We start from the raw sequence: 26,167 nt of genomic DNA, 5'->3' as shown, positions 1-26,167 counted from the left end.
ACACTCGTCGCGCACGTCAGCATGATATAAAGTAAACGAAATTAATCATTCTTTTGATAGATAATACCCTCTTAGTAAATTGCGCGCACTTTGTAAAATTTACTTAAAAATGCATCAGTATAACTATATCATACCCCTTATGAGGCATGCGATTACTTTTCTCGGAACACAGATCTGCCACAATCTTTAATTGAGCTTTACCCAAGCAAGGGGAAGAGCCAAAGTGCTCTTATAGGCCGATGAACAAAACGCTTATTTTGCTTGGAGCTTCCATCGTCACGTTCGGGACGATATCCAGCGGCGCCGAAGCCCGGTTGGTCCGCTACGAGATCAACGGAAAGCACTACTCCTACAGCACGAACAACCGCGCCCAGATGGCCGAGGCGAAGAAGCGGATTGCGGCAGCCAAGGCTGCGGAAACCGCGAAAGCAAAGGCCGAGGCCGAAAGGGCCAAGAATCCGCTGGTCATGGCCTTCGGCTCGACAACGCAGAAGGAAGCCACAGAGGCCCATGAGCGGCTTGAGAAGATCCTGTCCGGACCGACAGAGTACATGGCGGTCTCGCAGCCGGCCCGCAACGCCGGCGACCCGGACAGAAAGGTCCAGGAGAAGCAGCCTGCGCAGGCTTCGGCCGCCAAGCCGCCTCAGCAGCCTATCGCGATCGTCCGCACGCCGGCCAAGCCGATCCTGGCGTCCGCCTCGACCGCTGTCGCATCCCTCGTGATTGCCGAGCCGGTCGACCCACAGCGCCGAACGAAGGTGAAGTCGGTTTCCTTCGATGTTCAGAGCGGGATCAAGACCACGATCATGATCGATGGCACCATCGAGGAAGAACCGTTCGACAGCAGCGCCCTCACCTTCCTCGCTCCGGAACCGGAGAAAGTGAGCAGCCTGACAGCCTTCGTGAACCAGCTGCGCAAGACCGCGCCCGAGGACACGACCGGGTCGATCAAAACCAGCGCCGCCGAGCCGGACAACACAAGCCTGATCCGACATCGCTAAGGCTGCGTGAGCGGCTTCAACCTAGTGCTGCAATGACGCCCGGCTCCAGGAGTGTGAGCCGGGCCCGCCCGCAATCGATCTCTGCACGAACCCCATAGGGCAACGTGGCCATCGGATCGGTGTGCCCGAAATCGCACTCAGCCAGAACGGGCAGATGCTGCAGGCCTGCCTCGGCGAGTGCGCGCACGACCATCTGCTCCTGCTCTCTCCTGTATGCCTCTTCCGTCTGCCCACCGGGGCGCCCGAGAACAATGCCGGAAAGGCGGGGCAGGATTCCCTGAGCGGCGAAGTTGCGCAGCCATCTCAGCACATGGCTCGCCGAGGGAGCCTCCTCGGAGGTTTCATAAAAAAGTATCGCTCCGTTCCAGTAATCTGATGGCGGCCACCAATCCGAGCCCTTCAGCATCTCCAGAACCTCCGCACAGCCACCGATGAGATGCCCTCGGACCACACCCGATCCCTGCAGCGTTCGCGGACCTGTCGAGGGCGTCAGCTTTCGGCGACGGTTCTGATTGTCGGTGTCCTTCCAGGGCAGGTGCTCGACGGTCCATCCTTCCCTGTTGACCTCGATTTCGCCTACGGGCCCCGATTGGAAGATGGCCTTGCGCAGGGCGTCCTCGGCATAGGCATGCATGCCGCCGTTCTCGGCAAAACCGGCCATGACCGTGGGACCGTAAAAGGAACTCACACCAGCCTTGAGGCAGCCGAAATGCAGAACAGTGGGATCGGAATAGCCGAGGAAAACTTTGGGATTGTCCGCGATCACATGGAGGTCGATATGCGGGATCAGGCGGATCGCATCGTCGCCGCCGATGCTGGCGATCACGCCTTTGATCGAGTTATCCGCGAAGGCCGCGTGAATGTCTTCGGCCCGCGCCTGGGGATTTTGGTAAAGCCATTCCGCATCGCGTAGAGCATGGGGCATTTCGACGGGCTCGAGCCCGAAGGCCTCGGACAGGTATTGCTTGCCAGCCTGGTAGCGGTGCGGGAAGACCGCCGGGCCACCCCAGCTTGTCGAAACAATGGCAACACGATCGCCGGCCCTGAGAGCCAGCGGCTTGACGAGCGGCCGCCTCCACCACTGATCGGTCATATCGCATCCTGCGCAACGGGTACCGCTCCCTTGTCGCAGATCCATTGCCCAAAGAAAACGGCGCCGCTGGCACGGCGCCGTTCGATTGTTCGATGGAAGCCCGCGCTTAGAAGTCCATGCCTCCGGCGGGCATCGCGGGAGCGGCTTCCTTCTTGGGCTTTTCGGCGATCATGGCCTCGGTGGTGATGAGAAGGCCTGCGACGGAGGCGGCATCCTCAAGGGCGACACGCACGACTTTCGCCGGATCGATGATGCCGAACTTGTAGAGATCGCCGTACTCGCCGGTCTGGGCGTTCCAGCCGGCGGCGTAATCGGTCGCTTCCGCGACCTTGCCGACGATCACGGATCCGTCCTCGCCGGCATTGAGGGCGATCTGGCGAGCCGGAGCCTGGAGAGCGCGGCGCACGATCTCGACACCGGTCTTCTGGTCGTCGTTGACGGGTTTCACGGCGTCGAGAGACTTGAGGGCCCGCAGAAGCGCGACGCCGCCGCCGGGCAGGATGCCCTCTTCCACGGCCGCCTTCGTGGCGTGCATGGCGTCGTCGACGCGGTCCTTCTTCTCCTTCACCTCGATCTCGGTCGCGCCGCCGACGCGGATCACCGCGACGCCGCCTGCGAGCTTGGCCAGACGCTCCTGGAGCTTCTCACGGTCGTAGTCCGAGGTGGTCTCCTCGATCTGCGCCTTGATCTGGCCGACGCGGGCCTCGATGTCGCGCTTGTCGCCGGCGCCATCGACGATGGTGGTGTTCTCCTTCTCGATCACCACCTTCTTGGCGCGGCCGAGCATCTGCAAGGTGACGTTCTCGAGCTTGATGCCGAGATCCTCGGACACGACCTGGCCCTTGGTCAGGACGGCGATGTCCTCGAGCATGGCCTTGCGACGATCGCCGAAGCCCGGAGCCTTCACGGCGGCGATCTTCAGGCCGCCACGCAGCTTGTTGACCACGAGCGTCGCGAGCGCCTCGCCCTCCACGTCCTCGGCGATGATGAGGAGCGGCTTGCCCGTCTGCACCACGGCTTCGAGAACGGGCAGCATGGCCTGGAGGCCGGAGAGCTTCTTCTCGTGGATGAGGATGTACGGATCCTCCAGTTCCACCCGCATCTTCTCGGCGTTGGTGATGAAGTACGGCGAGAGATAGCCGCGGTCGAACTGCATGCCCTCGACCACTTCGAGCTCGGTCTCGAGCGACTTCGCCTCTTCGACGGTGATCACGCCCTCGTTGCCGACCTTCTGCATGGCTTCCGCCAGCATGCGGCCAACCTCGGCATCGCCGTTCGCCGAGATGGTGCCGACCTGGGCGATCTCGTCGTTCGAGGTCACCTTCTTGGCATTCTTCCTGAGATCCGCCACCACGGCCTCCACGGCCATGTCGATGCCGCGCTTGAGATCCATCGGGTTCATGCCGGCGGCCACCGACTTGGCGCCCTCGCGGACGATGGCCTGGGCCAGAACCGTCGCGGTCGTGGTGCCGTCACCGGCGCGATCGTTCTGTTTCGACGCGACCTCGCGCACCATCTGGGCGCCCATGTTCTCGAACTTGTCGGAGAGCTCGATCTCCTTGGCGACGGTGACGCCGTCCTTCGTGATGCGCGGCGCGCCGAAGGACTTCTCGATCACCACGTTGCGGCCCTTGGGGCCCAGCGTGACCTTCACGGCATCGGCCAGAATATCGACGCCGCGCAGCATCTTCTCGCGAGCGTCCAGGGCGAATTTGACTTCCTTAGCAGCCATTGTTCGTCACTCCTGATGAGACGTAACGATGTGTGACTCTGATTGAGGGATTGGCCTTAAGCGGCCTTCTTCTGGGCGGCGGCCTGTTCCAGCACGCCCATGATGTCGCTCTCCTTCATGATCAGGAGATCCTCGCCATCGATCTTCACTTCCGTGCCGGACCATTTACCGAACAGCACGGTGTCGCCGGCCTTCACGTCGAGGGGAACGAGCTGGCCCTGGTCATTGCGAGCGCCGGGACCGACTGCGATCACCTCGCCCTGCTGGGGCTTCTCCTTGGCCGTGTCCGGGATGATGATCCCGCCGGCCGTCTTCTCCTCGGCGTCGATGCGCTTGACCACGATCCGGTCATGCAAAGGACGGAACTTCATGAAGCTTCCTCCAATGATATCAGCATATTAACTGCTCACGCGGAGCCGCTCGGGGCCTCCGCGGGCGATGATTTGGTTGGGCAAGCTTCACCGTTCAAGAGGCGCGCGAAAAATTTTTTGTTGCCACCCGGAACGTGAGAGATTTGCTGTGTCGAAGGGCCTGAAGAAGATGGACTTGGCCGTCATCGTGGGTTGGGCGCAAGCATAATCGCCGGCACAAGGTCGCCGATGACGGTCCCAGTCCGCCGGGACGGCCCCGACACGCCTAGTAATGCGGCGGCGGGGGCTCGGGCGTGGAGGTTCCGCCTGCGTTGTCCTCGACCTCCTGGACGCGGTCGAGCAGCTCATTGAACTGCCGTCTCAGGCTGTCGATCAACTTCCACTGGGCGATGACCGTCTGGTTCAGGTCCTCGATCACCTGGTCCTGATAGGCGACGCGCACCTCGAGCGCTTCGACACGGCTCTCGATATCACTCATCGGATGGCTCCGCCCTGCCCGGCTGCTCCACGAGCCCATGACCGAGGGCCACGCGCTCGTCGAACACGAAGCACCCGCCGTCCCAGCGGCTCTCCGATTCGGGAACGTCTTCCAGATACTTCAGAATCCCGCCCTTGAGATGAAACACCTCTTCGAAGCCCTGGGCGAGCATGTAGGAACTCGCTTTTTCGCAGCGGATGCCGCCGGTGCAGAACATGGCGACTTTCCTGTGCTGCTTCGGATCGAGCTCCTTCTTCACGAAATCCTTGAACTCGCTGAAGCGCTTGATCCGCGGATCGACCGCTCCTTCGAAGGTGCCCATCTCGACCTCGAAATCGTTGCGGGTATCGAGCAGCACGATACCGGGCTCGTCCAGAAGCCTGTTCCACTCGGCCGGCGACACATAGGTCCCAACCCTGCGCCGGGGGTCCGTCTGCGGATCGCCGAGGGTGACGATCTCCTTCTTGAGCCGCACCTTCATCCGCTTGAACGGCATCTCGGCCGAAGTCGAGAACTTGAGCTCGAGGTTGTCCAGACGCTTGCGGAAAAGCTCACCGTCGCGCAGCTCGGCCATGAGACTGTCGACGGCGTCATCGGTTCCGGCCACCGTTCCGTTGATTCCCTCATGGGCAAGGAGCACGGTGCCCCGGATCTCGAGATCCAGGCAAAGCCTGTGCAGAGGTTCCCTCAACTCCCGGAAATCCGGCAGCGGAACGAATTGGTAGAGGGCGGCGACTTTGTACGTCATGGCGGCTGTTTACCAGCACCATTCAGAGGAGGAAACCCATCTGCCATGGGCCTCAATGTCGCCCATGGTTTCGTGACCCAACGTCATGGCCGTCCCCGGACTAGATCCGGGGATCAGTCCCGGCCATTCCGATTGCTTCAGGCGCTGCGCTCTACAATTGCGAAGTCACCGGAGCGTCGGCCAGGGTCGTTTGTCCGCGCAGATCGTCTCCCAGGCTTGAGAGAGCCGCAGCACGCCCACATCGTCGAAACGGCGACCGATGATCTGAAGGCCGATGGGAAGGCCCGCCTTCGTGAAGCCGGCATTGACCGACGAAGCCGGCTGGTCCGACATGTTGAAGGCCACCGTGTAGCCGATATGCTCGAACGGCTCTTCCGGATTGTGGATGGGCGAGGCAAGCTCCGCCGGATAGGCCACGCAGGGCGCGACTGGCGAGATGACGAAGTCGAAGCGGTGCGTCGCGGCGACGGCCGCATGGCGCATCACCATCATCTGGTTCATGCCGCTATAGACTTCCGCGCCGGTCAGGTCCTTGCCGCCTTCCGCCCATTGCAGGATGTAAGGCAGGATCTTCCCGCGCTCCTCGTCGCTCAAGGGAGCCATGTCCATCCATGCCCGCTGGCGCCAGAAATCGTCGAGGCCGTCGAGCATCTCGCGGGTAATGAAGGGCGGCACATCCTCGATGATCGCACCGGCCTCCTGCAACGCCCTCGCGGCACTGTCGACAGCGGCGCGCACCTCCGGGTCGAGCGGCATGCCGATGCCCGCCTGCATCATCACGCCGATGGTCAGGCCTTTCACGTCGATGTCGAGATCGAGCCAAGGAAGATCCTGATACGGCAGGCTCATGGGATCACGCATGTCGGGCCGCGTGAGGCTTCTCATCATGAGGGCCGCGTCGCGCACGGTACGGGTCATCGGTCCTGCGACGCGTCCGTAATAGGTCGGGTCGATGGGAATGCGGCCGAAGCTGGGCTTGAGGCCGAACACGCCGCACCAGGACGCCGGCAGGCGGATCGAGCCGCCGATATCGGTGCCGATATGGAACGGCCCGTAGCCCGCTGCCGCTGCAGCACCCGCTCCCGCCGAGCTGCCGCCCGGATTCTTCGAGAGGTCCCACGGATTGCGCGCGAGCGGATGGAAACTCGAAAGGCCCGAGGAGAGCATCCCGTAATCCGGCATGGTGGTCTTGGCGAGAATGACCACGCCATCCTCTCGCAGACGTGCCGCAGCCGGAGCATCCTCGGCGGCCGGAGTGAGAGGACGCGCTGCCGTGCCCAGGGGCACCGGGGTTCCCTTGGTGGCGATGTTCTCCTTGATCGTCGCGGGAACGCCGTCCAGGGCCCGCGCCTCTCCGCTCATCCACCGCTGCTCCGAGGCGCGCGCATCGCGAAGCGCTGCATCGGGATCATAGGCATAGAGAGCCTGAAGACGCGGCTCATAGGCATCGATGCGCGCGATCACGGCCTTCGTCACATCGACGGGAGACACAACCTTGCGGGCATATGCATCGAGAAGATCGGAGGCGGACCATTCGGCGAGATCATCCGGAGCGCTACCGCGTGTCTGATACGAAGATGATGACGTACTCAATGCGAAAGTCTCCTCACGGAATCGGCCCGCAGCTATGCTGGGGCCTTCCATGAAACCGGTAAACTGGTTTTCCCTGCGATCATGCGCATAGGCCCATGCCATCAGTGCAGGGGCAGCTTGTGGAAGACCATCGGCGCCTTCACATGGCTCTTTGGGGGCATGTCCCATCAGAGAACGGCACAAAGCGAAGCGGTCCTCGTTCCTTTGAAGTCGAGCGAGACCTTCGCTCCGTTCTTTCCTGAGAGGAGGGCCAACCAGCGAATGCGAAACGCCTGTTCATAAGGGGTGCACCGACATTGCACATTTTTGACTTGTGATATGAATATCATGACGGATATCCGGCTCCGTGATCCGGATATCCGAAATGCGGTGAGACCCTGCCGTGAAGAATGGTACGAAGGCCGCCATACACCGGAGAAACCAGCTCCTCGCCGCTTTGGAGCCAGATGATTATTTGTGGTTGGAGCCCCATCTCGAAGTCGTCGAACTGCCACGCGGAAAGGTCGTCTATCAGCACGGAGAACAGATCCGGCATACCTACTTTCCCCATGATGCGGTGATCTCCCTGGTCGCCGTTCTGCAGGATGGCGGCTCCGTGGAGATGGCGATCTTCGGAAGGGAAGCCGTCTTCGGCTTCATAAGCGCGCTCGGCATCCACCAATCCTTCGGACGTTACGTCACCCAGGTTGCCGGCACGACCTCGCGGATTGCCTTGGATCGCTTAAGAGACGCAATCGACAAGCGCCCGAACATCCGCCGCCTGCTGTTCCGCTACACGGAAGCTCTCCTGTCGCAGACGCTTCAGTCCGTCGCCTGCAATGCGGTTCACAATGTGGAAGCCCGCTGCTGCCGTGCCATTCTGAGCACCCGCGACAGGACCGACAAGGAGGATATTCCCCTCACCCATGAAATCCTCGCCGAGATGTTGGGGGTACAGCGTTCGACCGTCAGCAGCGTCACGAGCACGCTCCAGCGCATGGGGCTGATCAGCCAGGGCCGCGGAACGATCAGGATCACCGATCACGCCGGCCTCGAGGAGACGGCATGCGAATGCTACCACGCGATCCGAGGGAATTTCGCGAGGCTTCTGCCTGCCTCCCGCTGAGATTTGGTAACGCGGCATATTGATCGAAAGTCCGATTTCTTCCGATTCTGTCGGGTTCCCAACAGACGGGGTAACCCTACCTCAGTATTCTGATGCTCTATTAACGCAAGTTAATAAGAGGGAAAAGATGAACGATACGAAGTTTCAAAATGAAGAAAGGTATAGCAAGCCTCCCCTTCCTAGAATGTATCCACCCACTGTCCAGCCGCTACTTCAGTCCCTTCTCGCGACCTTGGCCGATATCGATTTCGATTACGAACAGGAGCGCCAGAAACTCACCAACACATCCCGGGACACCAATCTCAAGATCCGCGCACTCGCAAAGCTGAAGACACGCCACTATGAGCGTCGGCAGCCCTATCTCCAGCAGCTCGCCATCCTGCAGCAGCAGATGATGGAATTAAAAGCGTAGTCAAACGTCTCTTACGGCGCGTTTCAAACGCCAGGCGCCGCAACCAACAAAAATTCTTTGGGGCATCGGCACTCAACGAACGAGGCAGTTCGCGTGGGCGCTTTCACAAGACCTGAGCACAGACCAACTGCTCTTGAGGGATTGTAGCCAATGACTGAGGAAGAAATCGAAATCGTTGCAGAGGAACTGGCCAAGATCGGTGGCGTGACTTGGTATCCAGGCCGCGAGAAGGGAACCCTGATGCGGGTCGTCTGCGACCGTTACCGCGACAGGGCCAGAGTGGCGATCCAGGCTCTCGATCGTTACAGGGCTGGCCGGAAAGCCATTCTTGAACAGGACAACAAGCAGGTCAGTCTGCTTTCGTCCGGCACCGAACCGCAGGCTTCGGCCCCAGACGAGATCAGACCCGGTGCGACCGTCGTCTATCGCCCTCCGGGAGATCGGCGGGCCTATCCTTGCCGGGTCGTCGAAATCGAGGGCAATCGCGCCTATCTCGCCCCTATCCTCAGGGCCTGCACCGACTGGGTGTCCATTGAGCATCTCGTTCCGGCGGGGGAGGCCGACAAAGCCGTCGCTCAGGAGTGAGCAGCAGCGGCCAAAAGGGAGGGCGGCTTCCTTCGCAGCCGCCCTCCCTTTTGCCGAGCCGAGCCTTCCTACTGGGTAAGCTTGCTGTACGTTCCGCCCTTCCAGACATTGATGTTGTATTTCGGGTCCTTGATGTCGCCCTTCTCGTCGAAGGTCACCGGTCCCAGAACGGTATCGACATTCGTTCCACGCAGGGTCTTGGCGACCACTTTCGGATCCGTGCTGCCGGCCTTGGCGATCCCGCCGGCGATGGCCTGAATGGTCGCATAAGAGAACAGCGTAAAGCCCTCCGGCACGAAGCCGATCTTCTGGAACTGCTCCAGGGCCCCCTTGGCGGCGTCGCTGTCGCGCCCGTCCGGCGGGAAGGTGAACAGGGTCCCGTCGGCAGCGGGCCCGGCCACGGACCCGAATTCCGGCGTTGCGATGCTGTCGCCCATCATCAGCTGGAACTTGTAGCCCTGATCGGCCGCCTGGCGCATGATGAGGCCGGCTTCCGTATGGTATCCGCCGAAATAGAGGAATTCGACGCCCTGGCTCTTGAGGCGGTTGACCACCGCCTTGTAATCCTTCTCGCCGGCATTGATGCCCTCGTAGAGCACTTCCTTGATCCCGGCGCTGTTGAGCGACGCCTTCACCACATCGGCGAGACCTTTGCCGTAGGCGCTCTTATCGTGGAGGATGCCGATCTTCTTGGTGCCGTAGTTCTGCTTGATCCACGGACCGATGAACTTGCCCTGCGCGTCGTCGCGGCCATAGAGACGCATGATGGTCGACCAGCCCTGCTCGGCAGCCTTGTCGGTCATGGTCGGATTGCTGGAGGCCGGGCTCATCATCAGGACATCCGCCTCGGCATAGACCTCGGAGGCAGGAATGGACGAGCCCGAGCAGGCATGGCCATCGACGAATTTGATACCGTCCGAAACGATGCGGTTGGCGACCGCAACGGCCTGCTTGGGATCGCAGGCGTCGTCATAGATGACGATCTTGACGGTCTTCCCATTCACACCGCCACTCTGGTTGATGGCCTGCGCGGCGAGTTCGGCGCCGTTCTTGAGCTGCTCGCCGATGGTGGCGACCGAGCCCGTCATCGGGCCGGCCACGGCAATCGTGATGTCCTCCGCGCGGGCCAGCCCGGTTCCCGCCAGCAGGGCGAGAACGGACAGGTGACAGGCGTATCCCTTCATCATGGCTGCTCCTCCAGATTATGATCTGCCCTTTCAGGCCGATTGTGCGCCAAAGCGATTGAGCTTGAAACGAGAGATGTCGTTCGCGGGCACGTTTCCAAGGGCGAGATCGGCGAGCACCTCCCCGATCACGCTTGCAAACTTGAAGCCATGGCCCGAACAGGGCGAGGCCAGCACGATCCGCGGATCGGCCGATGACCGGTCGATCACGAAATCCTCGTCCGGGGTGCGGGTGTACATGCAGGTCCGCATTGCCTTGAGCGGCCCGTTGGCGTCCGGCATCGCCAGGGCGAGCATGCGGCGGATATGGGCTTCGTCCTCGGCTCCGCCGTCCTGCGCCAGGTCGTCGGCCGACGAGAGATAGGCGCCCTTGCGATGGGAAGCCGTCTTGACGCCCGTTCCGGCGAAATCCGGGAAGCCGTAGCAGGCGTCGTCCTCGGATTCGAAGATGAAGACCGGGCACCGGTCGGGCGTGTAATAGGCCGGCTGCAAAGGCTCGAACCAGCCGAGCACCTGACGCGTCAGCTTGAGGTGCGGCTTCAGCTCCGGGGCGAAATCGCCGATCCATGCGCCAGCCGCGACGATCACCGACCCGGCCTCGATCTCGCCGGCTTCGGTCCTGATCCGGACGCCCGAGCTGGTCGGCTCGATGGCGATGACACGGTCCTTCGTCCTGACCTCGGCCCCATGCCGTCGCGCCAATCCCACGAACTGTCGGATGGCGAGCTCCGGCCGGAGGAATCCGCCCTCCGGCTGATACAATCCGGTCCAATGGGACGGAACCTTGAAGGCGGGAAAGCGACGGTTGATCTCGTCGGCGCTCAGGACGTCATGGTCGAGCCCGTGCAGCCGGGACGCCTCCAGGGACCCCTCGACGACCTGGCAGCCGGGATAACCGGCCTCGAGAACGCCCGTGACGGTAAGGACGGCCTCGCCCGAGAGCTCCTCCAGCTCGCGCCATTTCTCCATGGCCCGGCGGGCGAGCGGCACATAGGACGGGTGCTCGAAATAGGAAAGCCTGATGATCCGGCTCTCCCCATGCGAGGAGCCCTTGTCATGGCCTGGCTCGAACTGTTCGAGACCGATCACGCGCTGCCCTCGGCGGGCGAGGTCGAAGAGCGCGGCGCTTCCCATTGCTCCCAACCCGACCACCGCCACATCGAACATCGCCATCAGACTCACCTTTCACGCCGCTACCATACGCGGGCGCATACATTCCGCAGGAGGCAAAGCTTCGTCAATCCGCCCCTTTGGCCGTGCCTTCGAGCCGTCGGTGTTTCACCATGGCCGCAACACACCTGTCGATGGAACTCTTTCGGGGCGACCGGGATTCTCGTGCATCGGAGGAGGAGGAACACATGAGCCGAGGCTTTCCATCCATGACGGCCCTTCTGGGGCTTCTTGCCATCGCGGGCTATCAGAACAGGGACAAGATCGCCGAGATGCTCGGCGGCGCCACATCCGGCAACAACCCCGCAGGGACACCGGGAACTCCCGACCAGTCGCAAGGCAGCCTCGGCAGCCTCGGGGGTCTGGGCGGATTGCTGGGAGGCCTGAGCGGCCAGAACGCAGGCGGTGTGCTGAGCGGCGGTCTGGGCGAATTGATCGACAGCTTCCGGCAGAGCGGCCACGGCGACGTTGCCGATTCCTGGGTCGGCACCGGCCCGAACAAGGAGGTCGCACCGCAACAGGTGGAACAGGCCATCGGGCCTGATGTCCTGGCGACCCTGACCCAGCAGACCGGCCTGTCCCGCGAGGAAATCCTTGCTCGCCTGTCCAGAGAGTTGCCGCAGGCCGTCGACAAGTACACGCCAGAGGGGCGGCTTCCTTCATCCTAAGCGTCCCCAAGGCATGAAAGGTCGGCGCAGTAAAGTAATCGGCGGCGCCCTTCTCCGAAGGAGATCGGCGCATCGTACGTAAAGGCGAGGCTCGTTTCGATGGATGATCGGGACGAGCCTCTATCCTTTTGACCTCCCCCCTACCTCCATCGCCTCCTTCCTGATGGACTGCAATCGGGTAGCCTGCCAAGGCTCGGTTCAAAGCGTGGGAGGGGCTGATGCATACGGACCGCTTTGTCGTCTTCAAATTTCAGGACGAATGGCTGGTGACATACGCGGATCGAGAGCAGTCGGCCTTCGCCACAAGGCAGGACGCGGAGCGGTCGGCTTTCGACGCGGCCGATACGCTTGCTTCGCACGGCCACGCGGTATCCGTGCTTATCATTCCCGATGCCGCAGGCGACGCTTCCACGTCCTGCTTTTCGGCAATGGGGACCGAAAAGAAGAGCCTGAACTGAGCCGATCCCCTCTGGCGCTTTCAGCCGCCCTGGCAATTCTACCCTTGCGTCATTCCAGAATCATGGCTTCCGACAGCCGCTCGCCTGCCGGCCGGCATTGGGCTAGGATGCAACATGAGACTGGGTTCCTCAGACCGGGATGTCGGCGATGCTCTGGGCGAAGAAGGCCATCGATCCCGCTGAATGGGAACCGACGCAGGACCGATTCGAGGAGCTGTTCGTCAAGCTCGGAAGCCCGAAGCAGATGATGCTGGCTGCAGCGTGCGACCGGCAATCCGGTCAGTCTATCCTCCTCATGAGTCTCCCGAACATGGCGTATCTGGCCCTTTTCCCGGGCTTCGAATCCGTGGCCGAGGACGCCCTCCCTCCGGAAGCAGCCCTCCTCGTCGGCCATAGCGACGAACTGCTCAAGCGCTTCAGATATCCGGCACGCCGCATCGTGCCGTGAGGCGATCCGCTCTTTTCCGTTGAACGCCCAAGCCTGGGCCAAGCTTGGGCATTCGGTTGCCACAATTGGCTGGCAATGCCCGAGCTCGTTCGAGACTTCGCAGTGGAGAGCATCGTGACCGCAGCCCACGATTTGGACGAGATGGTGGACCTTCTCACGCTCACCCGGCCCTATGAGCGGTCGGAGGGCATGAACATGGCATGCAAGGTCGCGACATTGCCGCTTCGGGATGCCGTCGCCGTCGTCGTCGAAGATTGGGCCGACGACAAGTTCCGGCAGCTGAGCGCCGTGATCGTCAGGCCGTCCGGCCCCACCATCCGCAGCTTCGAGGAGATCCTGCACCTCTATGGAAAAGCCGAGATGTCCCCTTCCCTATGAGCGACGCTCCGCATGCCGCTGAAGGTATCCATGGTGCCCGGCTTTTAGTCGTAAAGGCGCATATTTGACCACCCGTCGCTCTTCCCTATCGGGCTCTCGGACGCTTTGATGGCATCCCTCAGCGGCCGAGGAGGAACAAGGTGGAACTCGACGAAGCCCATTGCTCATGCCCGAAGTGGTTTCCAATCTTCCTGTCGGGGATCGGACTGGCCAGTCTCGCTCTGTCCCACCTGTTCTGGTAGGAGCGCTCTCTTCGTTGTCGGGCCTTCAAAGCTCGTCTTTGATCCAGAACAAAGCCGCAGCGTCACCGCATGATACAAAAGACCCAAACCAAAGGGGTCTGTCATGCACCCGTTTCACCACGACCGTTGGACCCTTGCCCTGGACGCCTTCCTGCTGGTCGGCGCCTCCGCCGGGCTCGGAAGCCTGCTGGTTGCTCTTGCGACCTTGCCCTGAAGAGCCAAGCCTCTGCATCGCTGCGGGCAATTTTGGACCTTGACGAAGAGACCCTCTTCGCGTCTATTGCGCCACCTGCGAAGCGGGATCCCAGATCCGGTCTTTTCGCCTGGAGACGTGGCCGAGCGGCTGAAGGCACTCGTTTGCTAAATGAGCATACCCCAAAAGGGTATCGAGGGTTCGAATCCCTCCGTCTCCGCCATTTTATGCAAGTAAATATTTGAAAACGTTCGAAATTTAGCCCTTCGCTAATCTAACAGCCCTCAATCTACCCCACATTTGCACTGGATTGTCTGTTTGGCCTGCCCCAAGTGGGTGGTCCGGGTGTGATGTTAATGCTGCGTTGGTCTGAAGCGCTTGGGTTTGGTGGTCCAGGCCGAGCGTTAGCCTTCACCGGTGTCACCCAGGAGACCTCGTTGCCTCTCTGATGCACCGCCATGAGGTCGCGGCGGAGCGACTGACCGGGTGGCTGCGGGTCACGATCGGCATTTGCATCTTTGTGACGGTGATTGGCGCAAACAACCTGCTCCGTCAATGGACGGGCGTGTCTCTCGATCTGTCCGAGCACAATGCCTGGATTGCCTCACTCGGCTTTCTGGTCATCGGAGCCGTCAGCATCGTGCTTGCGGTGCCGCAGCGCTGGCATCACGGATTGGCCTATCTGTTCATGGTGCTGGATATCGGGCTCGTGCTTGTCATCGCCTTCTTCGCCGTTGGCGAGCGCGGGCTGCCCGGTAACGCCCTACCCTCCGCCCGATCTCGTGGGCGCCTCTGGTCCTGGCGGTCGGCGCTTTGCGCTACGACGTCAAGGTTCAGCTCTGTGCCATTGCTCTGTTGGCGCTCGGCCCGATCGGGATTGCCGTCGCGCTCGGCGACAGCATGGTCGTGGATCCTGGCGTGACCCCGACTTGGCCTCAGCTCTTTTCGATGCCGGTCAATGTGATGCGGTTCACGCTGCTCCTTTTGGCCGGAGCGGCCACCGCCTTTGGCATAATCCGCTCGCGACGGCTGTTGTCCGCCGCCGTCAAGGATGCGGTCGGGCGCGCCAGCCTCTCGCGCTTCCTCCCGGCCGAGATAGCGCCCCGAGTGGCGGGCGACATCGGCCTGCGCCGCGGGCGCCGCCAGCGGGCCGTTGTCTTTGTCGACATCCGCGACTCGACCGGCATGGCTGAGGGGATGGATCCGGAGCGCCTGTCGCAGTTCTTCACGGCCTTTAGGACCCGCATTCTGGGCTGCGTCCGCAAGCACCGCGGCTTCGTCGGCAAGTTCATTGGCGACGGAGCGCTGATGCTGTTCGGAGTACCGGACGAGGGCGGCGACGCGGCCCGCGCCCTCGCCTTTGCGCATGATCTCGTCCGGATCGTTCAGGCCTGGAACGCAACCCGGGAACTGTATCATCCCGTGCGGATCGGAATCGGGATCCATATCGGCGAGGTCTTCTGTGGCATCGTCGGGGACGACGAGAGGATGGAATTTACGGCGCTGGGCGATGCGGTGAACGTCGCCTCGCGGCTTGAACGGGCAACGAAGCGCTATGGCGAGGTGATCCTTGCCTCGGGCGCTGTCGTTGAAGGGTCATCGGAACGTGGCGCTTGGCGGGTAATCGCGAGCGAGCCTCTGGCCGGGCGCACGGAGCCCATGACGATTTTTGCTCCTGCGGCTTCCATCACTCCCGGCACCGACGAGGTCATTTCTGCTGCCTTCCGGAGCCAATTTTGACCCTACACGCCTGACTTCACGAGCGAGAAGGCCCTGTGAATGCCCGCTTAGGGTCGAGCTGTCCCGTTCCGACCTCCCAACGAAGGTCGGCTCCCAAGCGGCGACGCGGACCAAGCGCTTACGTCTCGGGCGTGCCATGAACAGACGCCCGGTCTTCGGCGCGAACGCCTGAAATCGCTTCACCTCAGTCTGTCCTAATCCAGCGCCGCAAGCAGAAAACAGGCGTTTCGCCAGCCCTTCCGGGCCCGCCGTCCCAAAGTGGCAAGCCCTGTCCTGTCGGATCAAGCGCCCACGATGAGTCCTTCTACAGTGCATGTCCGTGCGGGGCTGCCGTCCAGATCGCCTGGAGCCCTGCGCCCCAAACCAGCGGGAGAGCGCCATGTGCCTCGAGTGCGTCAGGATGAACCGTCGAACGTTCATGTCGCTCGCCACAACCGGGACTGCGGCATGCCTGTGGACGATCAGTGGCAGGTCAAACTCAGCCTTCGCAAGGACAGGTCTGAGCCCTGACGAGGCCCTGGCCAGGCTGAAAGCCGGCAATGCCAAGTTCGTGAACGCACCCCAACTGTGCGAGGCGGGGCTCCGCGAAGAGCGCGCGAATACGGCGGGAGACCAGTCGCCCTGGGCCACGATCCTGACCTGCTCGGACAGCCGGGTCGCGCCAGAGCTCATTTTTGGGGGCGTCGGTCTCGGCGAGTTGTTCGTCGCCCGCAACGCGGGCAACGTCGCTGACACAGCAGTCCTAGGAACAATCGAGTACGGTGCAGAGCATCTTGGCTCGCCACTGGTCGTGGTCCTAGGACACCAGCGTTGTGGCGCGGTACAAGCGGCCTGCGATGTTGTCGCAAAACATGTGGAGCTTCAGGGATCAATTGGACCGATGGTCGAGGCGATCGTTCCGGCTGCGAAATCACAGGAGGGCAAGCCTGGGGATTTCGTCGACAACACCGTACGCGAGAACGCGCGCCGTAATGCCGCCGGGATCCTGGCCGGAAGCGATATCATTAGGGAAATGGTTCACGAGGGGCAGGTGAAAGTCGTCTACGCCTACTATGATCTGGACAGTGGCATGGTCGACTTTATCGACTGATCCCCAAGTTCCACCAGCCTCTCTCATGGGACTCGGTAAACCTTGAATTGGTTGCAGTCGGCTGCTCATCGGAATGACCGCAACGGGTCAAAGAGTAACGAACATCAGATGAAATGAAGGTCCGCTCACCGCGTCGCGAGCAAACAAAGGGTTTCTTCCGGGAAGTGCCAGAAGCCGTCCTTTTGCGAGCGTGCGTCAGGGCGATCAGAGCCAAACCAGCTGAAGGATAGTGCTCAAAATCCCGCTTGCTGTCCCTAGGGCTGCAAGAGCAGCCAAGAGGCTCGGAACAAACCTGCCTGTTCGGTTGGGATGCGTGGCACTCATCCATTGCGGCAACAGAGCTGCCTCCTCAGGAGCATGGTGCGGTACTCGTGCGCTCTCGACCACTGGTATCCCGGACAGGGCGGGTACGTGACACATTGCAGCGCCACGGGAGCTGCGACCCGGCCGAATGGGGGCAACTTCGAACGAGATCGCGCGCGCCCAATAGGCTCCACTCCGGAAGCCGCCTTGCTCACCAGCACTATTGCCTGCGGAATTGAGGAGCCCCGCATTGTGAGGCGGCATGCCATAGCTGGCCTCGCAAAACCAGCGCTCTCTCTTGTTCGTCATTGTCATGTTCCTCCAATGCGGACAGGTCTCCGAAACACCCTTCAGACGGAACGGTGGGGCTGACCGCAGGCGCTCTATTGTTACGCTGCATGCCGCTGATATTCGGGTCCACCTCGGTTACCGCCGGTAGAACATGGCTTGCGGCAATCAACTCGCGGATGATTTCCAACACGGATGCCGGGCTCGGTTGAGCGAGGATGATGTCACCGTTTTGAGACGGCCGGACCTGCTGTGCAGCGATCACGACTGGTCGTGTTGGGCAGGTGTCATGATACTCGTCGGCCAAAATCCAGCCGTCGATCAGGATCGGCAGACCGGCCGAGGCGTAGAGCCAATCGACGGGGTGCTGCCAATCCCGCAACGCCAGGAATGCATGCTCTCCCGTGTCCGCTGTGGTCACCTCGTACCCTGCAGCGCGCAGCCGCCAGGCGAGGGTTTCGCGGAAGATCGGGTTGTGGTCCGCGACAAGAATGCGATCGCGACGGTTCGTGTCCATGATGCCCTCCCGGGCACGCCTCCGTCCCTTGGACAATCTCGTGCCACTCAGATCGAGGCGGCGATTGCTCCGCCTCATATTCCGAGACCTGTGCGATCCGCTCGATATTCCCGCAGGACGCTTGGTTCGAGTGGGCCGCAGCCCTCCGGGTGCTCCGTCACACGCCTCGGGAGACAAGGTACGGAATTCTGCAGCCGGCTGGGAATAAGTCAGGGTGGCATCAAGTCTGGATAAGGCAGCGCAGCATCAACGCCCGATCGACGGGAGTGCTGTCAGACGAACCATCTGGAACTCCTGAGCAACCAGGATCCGTCTCAGATGCACAGGGATGCCCGATCATGAGCGGCAACGCGATCACCTTCGAGCGCATGTCCCTTCTGCCAAGCAAGGTGACTACGGTCTCCACCTCAGGTCCGCTGGGCTACGCTACCGGGAAGGCTGCGGCCTGGTACAACACATCCGGCTATGTGACAGGCAAGCGTGACGGGAGTACACTCCAGCAACGCGCGGAGGAACCTGTGCCGGTCTCCCTGTCGCCTGAAACGGTTGAGCAAGCTGATCTCGCCCGGCGCTTTCGCGACCTGATGCTGCCCCATCTCGATGCCGCCTATAATCTTGCGCGCTATCTGCTGCGGGACCCTGTCGCGGCGGAGGACGTCGCACAGGATGCGTTCCTGCGGGCGTTCCGTGCCTTCGAAGGGTACAGGGGCGGTGATCCGAAGGCCTGGATCCTGGCGATTGTGCGAAACTGCTGTCACACCTGGGCGACAGCCGTGGCATCGGACCGAACGGTTCCGCTTGACCGGATCGCGACGGAGCAAGCAGATGATCCGGGCAAGACATCGGATCACGCCACCGGATTGGTCGATCCCACGGATAGTCCTGAAACCACCGTTCTCCGGCAGGACGAGATCGCCACCATGCGGGAGTTGATCGAAACCTTGCCCCTTCCGTTCCGGGAGACGCTGGTTTTGCGTGAACTTGAGGAACTCTCCTATCAGGAGATTGCCGAAACCACGGGAACGCCGATCGGCACCGTAATGTCCCGCCTTGCCCGGGCGCGACACCTGCTCGCCGAAGCGTGGCGACGACGCACCGCAGACGGAGAGGAGACCCGCTCATGACCCTCCCCTGCTCTGACGTGAAGGTCCTCCTGCATGGCCATCTAGACGGAGAACTGGATGCGGCCAATGCCTTCCAGGTCGAAGACCACCTGAGAGCCTGTGCTACCTGCGCGAGCGAATACCAGCACCTGCAGGAGCTGCGGGCAGCCCTTCGGGAGGACAGGCTTCGGCATCGGGCGCCCGATGCGTTACGGGCGCGGGTTCTGGAAGCTCTTGCGCCTATTCCAGCCAGCCCGATTGCGCCGACGACGGCGCGCTGGTGGCAGCACCTGTGGCAGAAGCAACGTCTTGGCATCCCGGTTGCTGCGTTTGCGGCGGGTCTCGCCGTGGCTTTGATCGTGCCGCGTCCGTCGCCGGATCTGGAGCAGGAAATTGTCTCCGAGCATGTTCGCTCCTTGATGGTAGACCACATTACGGATGTGACAACGTCCGACCGGCATACCGTGAAGCCCTGGTTCGATGGCCGACTCGACTTCGCCCCTCCGGTTGTTGATCTAGCCAGTGAGGGATTTGCGCTAACTGGAGGGCGGCTCGACTACGTTGCAGGGCGGGCGGTTGCGGCACTGGTGTATAAACGCCGCGAGCACGTGATCAACCTGTTCATCTGGCCGGTGGAGAAGAACAGGGTCGGTGTCGAAGGAGCGCAGCCCTCAGTAAACAACGGATACAACACGCTTCGATGGTCTGGCAGCGGCATGATCTTCTGGGCCGTTTCGGATCTGAATGCTGTCGAGCTGCAGGAATTCATGCACCGATTTCAGGATCAGCTCGCTCGCCAATAGGCGCATTGGGCTGACCGGGCTAGTCTCGGCGTCGCATGGGAGTCCACCTTGATGGGGTGTCTCACAATGCCCTTACCAGAGCGTCCAAGATAGGTCGTACTGCGAGGCATGACGAGCCGGCCTGTGCGGTCACCGGGTCCGCACACGTCACAGAGCCCAGCCAAAGTGCCTCCGGTACTTGACAAGCCTGTCCAGCGACAGCGCTCCGGCTCCTGTTGCAGTCAGGACCAACATTCCGCCCGCGATCGCAAGATCCTTTTCGAAATGCAATAGCTCGTTTCGGACGGCGAAGTTGGAATGAAACAGGAAAGCGGTTGCAAGGCAGAACAGGCTCAGGCTGAGTGACCCCAGACGCGCGTGCCAGCCTGATGCCACCATCAAGCCCGACCCGAGCTGTAAGAGAATGCTGAGAACCAGGATATAAGGTGGGACGCCGATCTTGCTCATCGCCGAAGCAGCAGCCGTGAAGTCGAAGGACAATGTCACGGCCTCGTGAAGAAAGATCAGGGCCAGCAGGAGCCGTCCCACGAGAAGAACGAGATCGGTGGCGCTTGACGCAATGACCTCAAATGGCCGTGGCATCGCGATTTCCCGATGTTGATCATGGCAGAATGAGGTGGGCGATGATCTCGCCCACCCGCGAAATCAACTGCCTATTTCCCCTCCAGCGCTTTCTCTAGGTCCTCGCGCTCCTCGCAGCCGCCTGGACAGAGCCTGGTCAGCGCAGCAAGCTGCTCCCTGGCTTTGCCGACGTTCCCGGTCTCGACATACAGCTCGCCCAGGTACTCGCGGGCCGCCTTGAAATCGGGCTGGAGCTGCAGCGCCTTGTTGTAGTAGGTGAGCGACGTTGCGTAGTCGCCTGTCTTGCGCAGGGTATATCCCAGCAGATTGTAGACATCCGCCTGCTGGGTGTCTTCAGCCAGTCCCCGCAGCTCTTCCAGCGCAGCGGAATAGTTCGCTGCCTTGATCTTGTCTCGCACCGAGCTCAGATCAACCGAGCCGATCGGTGTATCGTCGTCGACGGCGATGGCTGCAGTGCTCGTCAGGGCCGGCGTGAGCGCCATCGTACCCAGAAGAGCGAACGAAAAGAGAGTGGTTTTCTTCAACATGACTGTTCTCGCTTGCTGGATCAGACATCGACGGGGGTGAAGGTATAGGCATTGCCATCCTTCATGAACGTGCCAAGGCCAGGGAACGGGAAGTGGGCGCCGCACATCATCATCCTGTCCGCAATGACACGGTCGACGATCTTGCGGCGGGTGACCACTGCCATCGGCCCATCCTGGTCATAGGCGCCCTGCCACTCCGGATGGGGCGCCAGGAGAGCCGGGACGTACATGGTGTCGTTCGACACCATCAATTGGTCGCTGCCCGACGTTACCAGGAAGACGGAATGGCCGGGCGTATGGCCGTAGGCTTCAAGGATCTGAACCCCGGGAGCCACCTCAGTGCCGCTCTCGACCAGCCTCCAGTTGTTCCATATCGGGAAGACATCCGCGATGCGCTTGCCGGCCTGGCGGCGGCCTTCCGGCAGCTGCTCGACGCGGCCCGGCTCCGTCCAGAATCTGTACTCGGCACTGTTCACCACCAGTTCGGCCTCGGGGAACACGGCATTGTTCGTGCCCTTCTCCATCAGGCCCCATACATGATCCGGATGGAAGTGCGAGATCAGAATCGTGCTGATCTGGCTGCGATCGATGCCAGCCGCCTGCATGTTGGCCGGCAGGTGAGTGGCGTTGGCTTGCCACTGGCCGACACCTGATCCAGCATCGATCATAATGTGTTTATCGCCAATCTTCAGAATCAATACCGTGAGCGGGATCGGCATGAATTCAGTTGTCAGGCCTGCTTTGGCGAGTGCCGCCTTGGTCTCATCGACGCTTACATCCTTGATGAAGGCTGGATCATGGGGCTTGCGCCAGATACCGTCATAAACGGCAGTCGCCTCGATCGATCCTACCCTGTACTTGTAAAAGCCCTTCGTCGGCTCCACAGGCGTCTCTGCTTGAGCGCTTGCAATCAGAGCTAAGGGCTTCGGCAGCCCGAAAGCCGCTGTCATGGCGGCGCTGACTAGGACACCTCGGCGTGACAGATTCAACATCACGGTTCTCCATCAATCGGTGGATCGAGGAGCAAGGTGGATGTCGCTTCCGGTCACTGCTCCCTGTTGGCAAGACCATGCGTCTTGCAGCTTTATTCCCGGAATGGAGAACTGTGTCGGCTGCTTCATAGCCGGACACGACGCATCTGCAGATGCCACGCTCGCGAGGAGGGACACGACCGGTTTGCACTCATGTCTGCAGGTTGACGTATATCGCGGGTGAACAGCCTGATAGAGACCTTCGATGAACGACCAGAAGCTGCAATTCTACCCCTAAGTAGCTGGAGTCAGCTTCGGGTCAGGCAGAGGCCTTCCCGGCTCTGCGCGGGTGTCCGCTTACCGCTCCAGCTCAGAAGTACGGCTAAGGTCAGCCCCGAGCCAAAAGCAGCTCTTCCGGGAGTAGCTGCCGTCTGAACCTTTTTCGTTCAGAAGCCGAGTCCAACTACTCGCGTTCGAGGACATCTCGTGGGAAGCCTGCGGCCAAGTGATCGATCAGAGCGCGAACGGCCGGAGGGAGGCCGCGCCGGGTCGTGAACACCAGATGGACGATGCCCCGACGGCCGCTCCATTCCCGCATAACCCGCACAAGCCGGCCGGCGGCGAGCTCGTTAGCGCAGGTATGGTCCGGCAAGAGCGCCACGCCCAGCCCACTGACCGCAGCATCGCGAACCAGTGAGAAATCCCCGCATGTAATGCGGGGCTCGTGCCGGAGTGTGTGCAGCGTGCCGTCATCCCGCTCCAGCGTCCATTCGACCACTGTCAGACTGTCGCTTGTGCTCAACGTCGGAGCATCGGCCAGAGATCCGATGTCGGCTCCCAGCCGGCTCGCCAGTTGCGGACTGGCGACAAGGATGCGCCGTGAGATGCCCAGGGAGCGCATGGTCAGGGCCGCATCGCTGGTCAGGTCCGTCCGGACACGCAGGGCAATGTCGATCCTTTCGCCGATCAGGTCCACCGGTCGATCTACGGCAAGCAGTTGGACCCTCACCCTGGAATAGCGTGTCAGGAAGGATCGCAACGTACCGGAGATCACCTCCACGAGGCCAGTTGGACAACTCATGCGGATCAGACCATACGGTTCGGCCTGGGCCTCGGCCACGAGGGCCTCCGCCTGCTCCGCCTCGAGAAGCAGGATGCGGCAGCGCTCGTAGAAGGCTCGGCCCACGTCGGTGACCCGGAACCGGCGGCTGGATCGCTCGATCAGCCGCACACCGAAGCGCCGCTCCAACTCAGCGATGCGGCGGCTGAGCTTGGATTTGGGCTCTCGCAGCGCCCGGCTGGCCGCCGAGAACCCGCCATGGCGAACCACTTCGGCGAAGTAGGCATAGTCGTTCAGGTCAGGACGGATCATCGTTCCTCCAATAGAACGCTATGTGCCACAAACGCCGGCTACACGCACCGGCGTTCTGAAGGCATTTCTCTCCGCAACAGCAACACGGTGCTGATTTGGAGAGAGACAATGACCGGCAGGTTCAACAACAAGGTTGTCGTAGTCACCGGGGGCACGAGCGGCATCGGCTTGGCTACGGCCAAGGCGTTCTCAACCGAAGGGGCGTCGGTGTTTATCACCGGTCGCCGACGGGATGCGCTCGATGCGGCGGTCGAGCAGATTGGCGGTCGGGTGACCGGCGTTCAGGGCGACATGAGCCGGTTAGCCGATATCGACCGTCTCTATGACGCGGTCCAGCAGAAGCACGCCCAGATCGACGTGGTCTTCGCCAATGCGGGTGGCGGCGATTTCGCGCCGCTGGGGTCGATCACCGAGGAGCAGTATGAGCGGACCTTCGACACCAACGTGAAGGGGGTCCTCTTTACCGTCCAGAAGGCGTTGCCTCTGCTCAAGGACGGTGGGTCCGTCGTGCTGACCTCCTCGACCACGAGTATTTCCGGCACGCCTGCCTTCAGCGTCTATTCCGCCACGAAGGCAGCCGTCCGCAGCTTCGCCCGCAATTGGATCCTCGATCTCAAGGATCGCCGCATCCGGGTGAACGCCATCAGCCCCGGGGTGACCGAGACCGCAGGTCTGAACGAGCTTTTCGGAGGCGCAGACCACGCGCAGGGCACAAAGGAGTTCCTGGCAGGCCAGATCCCACTGGGTCGGATCGGGCAGCCCGAGGAGATCGCCGAGGCCGTGCTCTTCCTCGCTTCCGAGGAGGCCAGTTTCGTCAATGGCGCCGAGCTCTTCGTCGACGGCGGGCAGGTCCAGATCTGATCCTCCTGGGGCGGTAATCCCGCTCCTTCCCATCATGGGGACACAGATGGGCGGCGCGTATGCGTCCTGATGGAGATTACTGATGTGACGCCCGCGATCCGACCCAGCCCGGCGTCTCCATCCCCAGGCGTGGTTGAGTGATCGTCCAGGATCGTGATGTTCATATCACTGGTCGGCCGAGCACTCTTCCAAGCATTACGGAACAACCAAGGAATCCTGACATGAACATCCTGAGAAGGGTGGCAGTCGCCTTTGCGCTGACAGCCACGATAGCAACAGCAACCTTAGCCCAGACTAATACCGCGGCACCACCCATTCCGGAGGTCTCGGACGCGGCGCTTGTCAAAAGCTTACCCGGCTTCGAGGAAGGCACCGTCGTCGCGAATGGCGGGCGGTAGGAGGGCGGAATTGGATTCATCAGCCCGATGGTATGGGTCGAGGGAACGTCGGAATGATCCGTCAAGCGCCCCTCCTGGATCATGGGCCAGTCGCACTGCAAAATACGGCATTCACTCAGCTTGAGACCACGAGCGTGCCGCATCGTGCCACCTGCTCAACTGCCTTTCCTAATTGGGCCGCGCGTGACCGCTGGGGACATCGTGGCGTGCCGCTTTGGTTCAACCCGAGCATCTTTGCCCAATCGTGCTTCCTGTCGACGAGCCGGCGCATTTATGCGGCCAGGATGGAAAACGGACCCGCCTAAGCTGCCTTTTTCTGGTGAATCAGTTATGATGCCTCGTCGTCGCGACCGGGCCCGATGGTTCGGCGGACGCGTACCGAGCCCGCCATCGGCCTCATCACGAGACAGCGGCGCCGGCCCTGCCGACCGGCTACATGGCAAGGGATCACATCCCCATGACCTACATCACCACCAAAGACGGCACCCGGATCTTCTACAAGGATTGGGGCCGCAGAGACGCTCAGCCGATCGTGTTCCACCATGGCTGGCCCTTGAGTGCCGATGACTGGGACAACCAGATGATGTTTTTCCTGGCGGAAGGATATCGCGTGATCGCCCACGACCGCCGAGGCCATGGGCGGTCGGACCAGACCGACGGCGGCAACGAGATGGACACCTATGTCGCTGATGTCGCGGCGCTGGTCATGGCGCTCGACCTCAAGAACGCGATCCATATCGGCCACTCGACCGGTGGCGGCGAGGTCGCACGTTACGTGGCGCGAGCGGAGCCGGGACGCGTGGCCAAGGCCGTTCTGATCGACGCGGTCCCTCCGGTGATGGTCAGGAAGGAGTCCAATCCGGGCGGAACACCGATCGAGGTGTTCGACGGATTCCGTGCCGCGCTGGCCGCCAACCGCGCCCAGTTTTACCTCGATGTTCCGAGCGGCCCCTTCTACGGCTTCAACCGGCCCGGCGCGAAGGTGTCGGAGGGTCTGATCCGCAACTGGTGGCGTCAGGCCATGATGGGGAGCGTCAAGGCCGGCTATGAGTGCATCAAGGCCTTCTCCGAGACGGACTTCACCGAGGATTTGAAGGCGATTGACATGCCGGTGCTGGTGATCCACAGCGAGGACGACCAGATCGTGCCTTATGCCGATGCAGGACCACTGACGGTCAAGCTCCTGAAGAACGGCAGGCTCAAGACCTACAAGGATCTGCCGCACGGCCTGTGCCAGACCCACCCGGAAATCGTGAATCCCGAGATCCTGGCCTTTATTCGCGGGAAGGACGTGAAAGCGGGCGAGCAAGCGGCGTGAACTTAGGCTGCGGGGCCGATCAGGGCGGCCGGCCCCGCACAAGTGGCCAATGGCGGCCATCGAAACCGTCAGGGAGGTCCGTCCCTGCAGTCATTTTCAGGCACTTCTCTGTCGAGTGCCCTTTTGACAAATTCTACGGAATCAATCGCCGCCTCAAGTTGGGTGCGAAACTGCTCGACCGCATCGTTCATCGACGGCGGCAGGTCTCCCCAGTGGTCGATCACGCGGCTCATCGCGTCTTCGGCGGTTCGCAGCAGGTTCTCGTTTGCAACTTCACGATAGGTTCTCACCATGGCGCGGCTCCCTCAGTTCTCAAATGGGATGGGCAGTTCCGGCTCGGTGGTGTGCCAAGGTCACGGGCGACACTGCCGCCCCACGTTTCCTTATGCTCCCCTGTGCGCCACAACAAAACCCTGATGTCGGCTCAATCTTGAG

General features: G+C 61.7%; 30 protein-coding genes and 1 tRNA gene. 16 read left to right on the top strand and 15 right to left on the bottom strand.

All coding sequences use genetic code 11. From position 1 onward, the window contains the following. Positions 1 to 239 precede the first annotated feature (239 nt). A complete protein-coding gene (locus U0023_RS17870; RefSeq protein WP_009492247.1) occupies positions 240 to 1,001 on the top strand; it encodes a hypothetical protein in 762 nt (253 codons plus the stop codon). A 16-nt stretch (positions 1,002 to 1,017) separates the two neighbouring features. Here the strand turns inward: U0023_RS17870 and U0023_RS17865 are convergent, their stop codons facing one another. The 6 genes from U0023_RS17865 to U0023_RS17840 form a co-directional block, all read right to left on the bottom strand. Next, positions 1,018 to 2,094 (bottom strand): S66 family peptidase, encoded by a 1,077-nt coding sequence (locus U0023_RS17865; RefSeq protein WP_009492246.1) that lies wholly within the window; start codon positions 2,092 to 2,094, stop codon positions 1,018 to 1,020. 106 nt (positions 2,095 to 2,200) lie between these two features. Further along, entirely contained in the window at positions 2,201 to 3,826 is a 1,626-nt protein-coding gene (groL, locus tag U0023_RS17860; RefSeq protein WP_009492245.1) for a chaperonin GroEL, read from the bottom strand. A gap of 56 nt (positions 3,827 to 3,882) precedes the next feature. Then, entirely contained in the window at positions 3,883 to 4,197 is a 315-nt protein-coding gene (gene groES, locus U0023_RS17855; protein ID WP_009492244.1) for a co-chaperone GroES, read from the bottom strand. A 265-nt stretch (positions 4,198 to 4,462) separates the two neighbouring features. Continuing rightward, on the bottom strand, positions 4,463 to 4,675 hold the full coding sequence (locus U0023_RS17850) for a SlyX family protein (RefSeq protein ID WP_009492243.1): 213 nt from the start codon (positions 4,673 to 4,675) through the stop codon (positions 4,463 to 4,465). Next, positions 4,668 to 5,423, bottom strand: coding sequence for an oxygen-dependent tRNA uridine(34) hydroxylase TrhO (trhO, locus tag U0023_RS17845; RefSeq protein ID WP_009492242.1), 756 nt, complete (start codon positions 5,421 to 5,423; stop codon positions 4,668 to 4,670). Before trhO ends, U0023_RS17850 begins: the two co-directional genes overlap by 8 nt. A gap of 165 nt (positions 5,424 to 5,588) precedes the next feature. After that, entirely contained in the window at positions 5,589 to 7,118 is a 1,530-nt protein-coding gene (locus U0023_RS17840) for an amidase (RefSeq protein ID WP_009492241.1), read from the bottom strand. Between the two features lie 280 nt (positions 7,119 to 7,398). Between U0023_RS17840 and U0023_RS17835 the strand changes: the two genes are divergently transcribed. The 3 genes from U0023_RS17835 (at position 7,399) to U0023_RS17825 (ending at position 9,118) form a co-directional block, all read left to right on the top strand. Continuing rightward, a complete protein-coding gene (locus U0023_RS17835; protein ID WP_009492240.1) occupies positions 7,399 to 8,121 on the top strand; it encodes a Crp/Fnr family transcriptional regulator in 723 nt (240 codons plus the stop codon). Between the two features lie 127 nt (positions 8,122 to 8,248). After that, complete coding sequence (locus U0023_RS17830) at positions 8,249 to 8,533, top strand: hypothetical protein (protein ID WP_009492239.1); 285 nt, start codon at positions 8,249 to 8,251, stop codon at positions 8,531 to 8,533. A 150-nt stretch (positions 8,534 to 8,683) separates the two neighbouring features. Continuing rightward, complete coding sequence (locus U0023_RS17825; RefSeq protein ID WP_009492238.1) at positions 8,684 to 9,118, top strand: hypothetical protein; 435 nt, start codon at positions 8,684 to 8,686, stop codon at positions 9,116 to 9,118. A gap of 68 nt (positions 9,119 to 9,186) precedes the next feature. Here the strand turns inward: U0023_RS17825 and U0023_RS17820 are convergent, their stop codons facing one another. Together U0023_RS17820 and solA are read right to left on the bottom strand one after the other, a co-directional pair. Continuing rightward, positions 9,187 to 10,305, bottom strand: a complete 1,119-nt coding sequence (locus tag U0023_RS17820) for an ABC transporter substrate-binding protein (protein WP_009492237.1) — start codon at positions 10,303 to 10,305, stop codon at positions 9,187 to 9,189. Between the two features lie 30 nt (positions 10,306 to 10,335). Then, positions 10,336 to 11,475 carry an N-methyl-L-tryptophan oxidase gene (gene solA, locus U0023_RS17815; protein ID WP_009492236.1) on the bottom strand — a complete coding sequence of 380 codons (1,140 nt, stop codon included), beginning with the start codon at positions 11,473 to 11,475 and terminating at the stop codon, positions 10,336 to 10,338. 185 nt (positions 11,476 to 11,660) lie between these two features. Here solA and U0023_RS17810 point away from each other — a divergent pair, with 185 nt between their 5' ends. From U0023_RS17810 to U0023_RS17775, 8 genes are all read left to right on the top strand, one after another. After that, positions 11,661 to 12,140 (top strand): YidB family protein, encoded by a 480-nt coding sequence (locus U0023_RS17810; protein ID WP_009492235.1) that lies wholly within the window; start codon positions 11,661 to 11,663, stop codon positions 12,138 to 12,140. A gap of 218 nt (positions 12,141 to 12,358) precedes the next feature. Next, positions 12,359 to 12,598, top strand: a complete 240-nt coding sequence (locus tag U0023_RS17805) for a hypothetical protein (RefSeq protein ID WP_009492234.1) — start codon at positions 12,359 to 12,361, stop codon at positions 12,596 to 12,598. 148 nt (positions 12,599 to 12,746) lie between these two features. After that, on the top strand, positions 12,747 to 13,046 hold the full coding sequence (locus tag U0023_RS17800; RefSeq protein WP_009492233.1) for a hypothetical protein: 300 nt from the start codon (positions 12,747 to 12,749) through the stop codon (positions 13,044 to 13,046). A 114-nt stretch (positions 13,047 to 13,160) separates the two neighbouring features. Next, positions 13,161 to 13,424, top strand: coding sequence for a hypothetical protein (locus U0023_RS17795; protein ID WP_245273076.1), 264 nt, complete (start codon positions 13,161 to 13,163; stop codon positions 13,422 to 13,424). A 567-nt stretch (positions 13,425 to 13,991) separates the two neighbouring features. Beyond that, positions 13,992 to 14,082: transfer RNA gene (locus U0023_RS17790), tRNA-Ser, on the top strand. Between the two features lie 225 nt (positions 14,083 to 14,307). Beyond that, entirely contained in the window at positions 14,308 to 14,781 is a 474-nt protein-coding gene (locus tag U0023_RS17785) for a hypothetical protein (RefSeq protein WP_040639228.1), read from the top strand. Beyond that, a complete protein-coding gene (locus U0023_RS17780; protein ID WP_009492230.1) occupies positions 14,673 to 15,599 on the top strand; it encodes an adenylate/guanylate cyclase domain-containing protein in 927 nt (308 codons plus the stop codon). The genes U0023_RS17785 and U0023_RS17780 overlap by 109 nt, the downstream gene beginning before the upstream one ends. Positions 15,600 to 15,999: 400 nt before the next feature. Beyond that, entirely contained in the window at positions 16,000 to 16,689 is a 690-nt protein-coding gene (locus U0023_RS17775; protein ID WP_322883755.1) for a carbonic anhydrase, read from the top strand. A gap of 523 nt (positions 16,690 to 17,212) precedes the next feature. Here the strand turns inward: U0023_RS17775 and U0023_RS17770 are convergent. After that, complete coding sequence (locus U0023_RS17770; RefSeq protein WP_009492228.1) at positions 17,213 to 17,797, bottom strand: response regulator; 585 nt, start codon at positions 17,795 to 17,797, stop codon at positions 17,213 to 17,215. Between the two features lie 338 nt (positions 17,798 to 18,135). Between U0023_RS17770 and U0023_RS17765 the strand changes: the two genes are divergently transcribed. Next, the gene (locus U0023_RS17765; protein ID WP_009492227.1) at positions 18,136 to 18,921 is read left to right on the top strand and encodes a sigma-70 family RNA polymerase sigma factor; all 786 of its coding nucleotides are present in this window, start codon (positions 18,136 to 18,138) and stop codon (positions 18,919 to 18,921) included. Then, a complete protein-coding gene (locus U0023_RS17760; protein WP_009492226.1) occupies positions 18,918 to 19,703 on the top strand; it encodes an anti-sigma factor family protein in 786 nt (261 codons plus the stop codon). The genes U0023_RS17765 and U0023_RS17760 overlap by 4 nt, the downstream gene beginning before the upstream one ends. A gap of 147 nt (positions 19,704 to 19,850) precedes the next feature. On the opposite strand, the gene U0023_RS17755 is transcribed toward U0023_RS17760, so the two are convergent. From U0023_RS17755 to U0023_RS17740, 4 genes are all read right to left on the bottom strand, one after another. Beyond that, positions 19,851 to 20,285, bottom strand: a complete 435-nt coding sequence (locus U0023_RS17755) for a DoxX family protein (RefSeq protein ID WP_009492225.1) — start codon at positions 20,283 to 20,285, stop codon at positions 19,851 to 19,853. A gap of 71 nt (positions 20,286 to 20,356) precedes the next feature. Next, the gene (locus U0023_RS17750; RefSeq protein WP_009492224.1) at positions 20,357 to 20,812 is read right to left on the bottom strand and encodes a tetratricopeptide repeat protein; all 456 of its coding nucleotides are present in this window, start codon (positions 20,810 to 20,812) and stop codon (positions 20,357 to 20,359) included. 20 nt (positions 20,813 to 20,832) lie between these two features. Further along, positions 20,833 to 21,804, bottom strand: coding sequence for an MBL fold metallo-hydrolase (locus tag U0023_RS17745; RefSeq protein WP_009492223.1), 972 nt, complete (start codon positions 21,802 to 21,804; stop codon positions 20,833 to 20,835). A 442-nt stretch (positions 21,805 to 22,246) separates the two neighbouring features. Further along, complete coding sequence (locus tag U0023_RS17740; RefSeq protein ID WP_009492222.1) at positions 22,247 to 23,155, bottom strand: LysR substrate-binding domain-containing protein; 909 nt, start codon at positions 23,153 to 23,155, stop codon at positions 22,247 to 22,249. Positions 23,156 to 23,263: 108 nt separating this feature from the next. Here U0023_RS17740 and U0023_RS17735 point away from each other — a divergent pair, with 108 nt between their 5' ends. After that, positions 23,264 to 24,016 carry an SDR family NAD(P)-dependent oxidoreductase gene (locus U0023_RS17735; protein WP_009492221.1) on the top strand — a complete coding sequence of 251 codons (753 nt, stop codon included), beginning with the start codon at positions 23,264 to 23,266 and terminating at the stop codon, positions 24,014 to 24,016. Positions 24,017 to 24,176: 160 nt separating this feature from the next. On the opposite strand, the gene U0023_RS17730 is transcribed toward U0023_RS17735, so the two are convergent. Further along, positions 24,177 to 24,479 carry a hypothetical protein gene (locus U0023_RS17730; RefSeq protein WP_154661245.1) on the bottom strand — a complete coding sequence of 101 codons (303 nt, stop codon included), beginning with the start codon at positions 24,477 to 24,479 and terminating at the stop codon, positions 24,177 to 24,179. Positions 24,480 to 24,871: 392 nt separating this feature from the next. Between U0023_RS17730 and U0023_RS17725 the strand changes: the two genes are divergently transcribed. After that, on the top strand, positions 24,872 to 25,732 hold the full coding sequence (locus U0023_RS17725; protein WP_009492218.1) for an alpha/beta fold hydrolase: 861 nt from the start codon (positions 24,872 to 24,874) through the stop codon (positions 25,730 to 25,732). Positions 25,733 to 25,800: 68 nt separating this feature from the next. Here the strand turns inward: U0023_RS17725 and U0023_RS17720 are convergent, their stop codons facing one another. After that, positions 25,801 to 26,025, bottom strand: a complete 225-nt coding sequence (locus U0023_RS17720; RefSeq protein WP_009492217.1) for a hypothetical protein — start codon at positions 26,023 to 26,025, stop codon at positions 25,801 to 25,803. Positions 26,026 to 26,167 lie beyond the last annotated feature (142 nt).

This window comes from Microvirga lotononidis, from assembly GCF_034627025.1.
Taxonomy (GTDB): Bacteria; Pseudomonadota; Alphaproteobacteria; order Rhizobiales; family Beijerinckiaceae; genus Microvirga; species Microvirga lotononidis.
The sequence above is the reverse complement of the archived record's forward strand: the minus strand, read 5'-3'. Positions and strand labels throughout refer to the sequence as shown.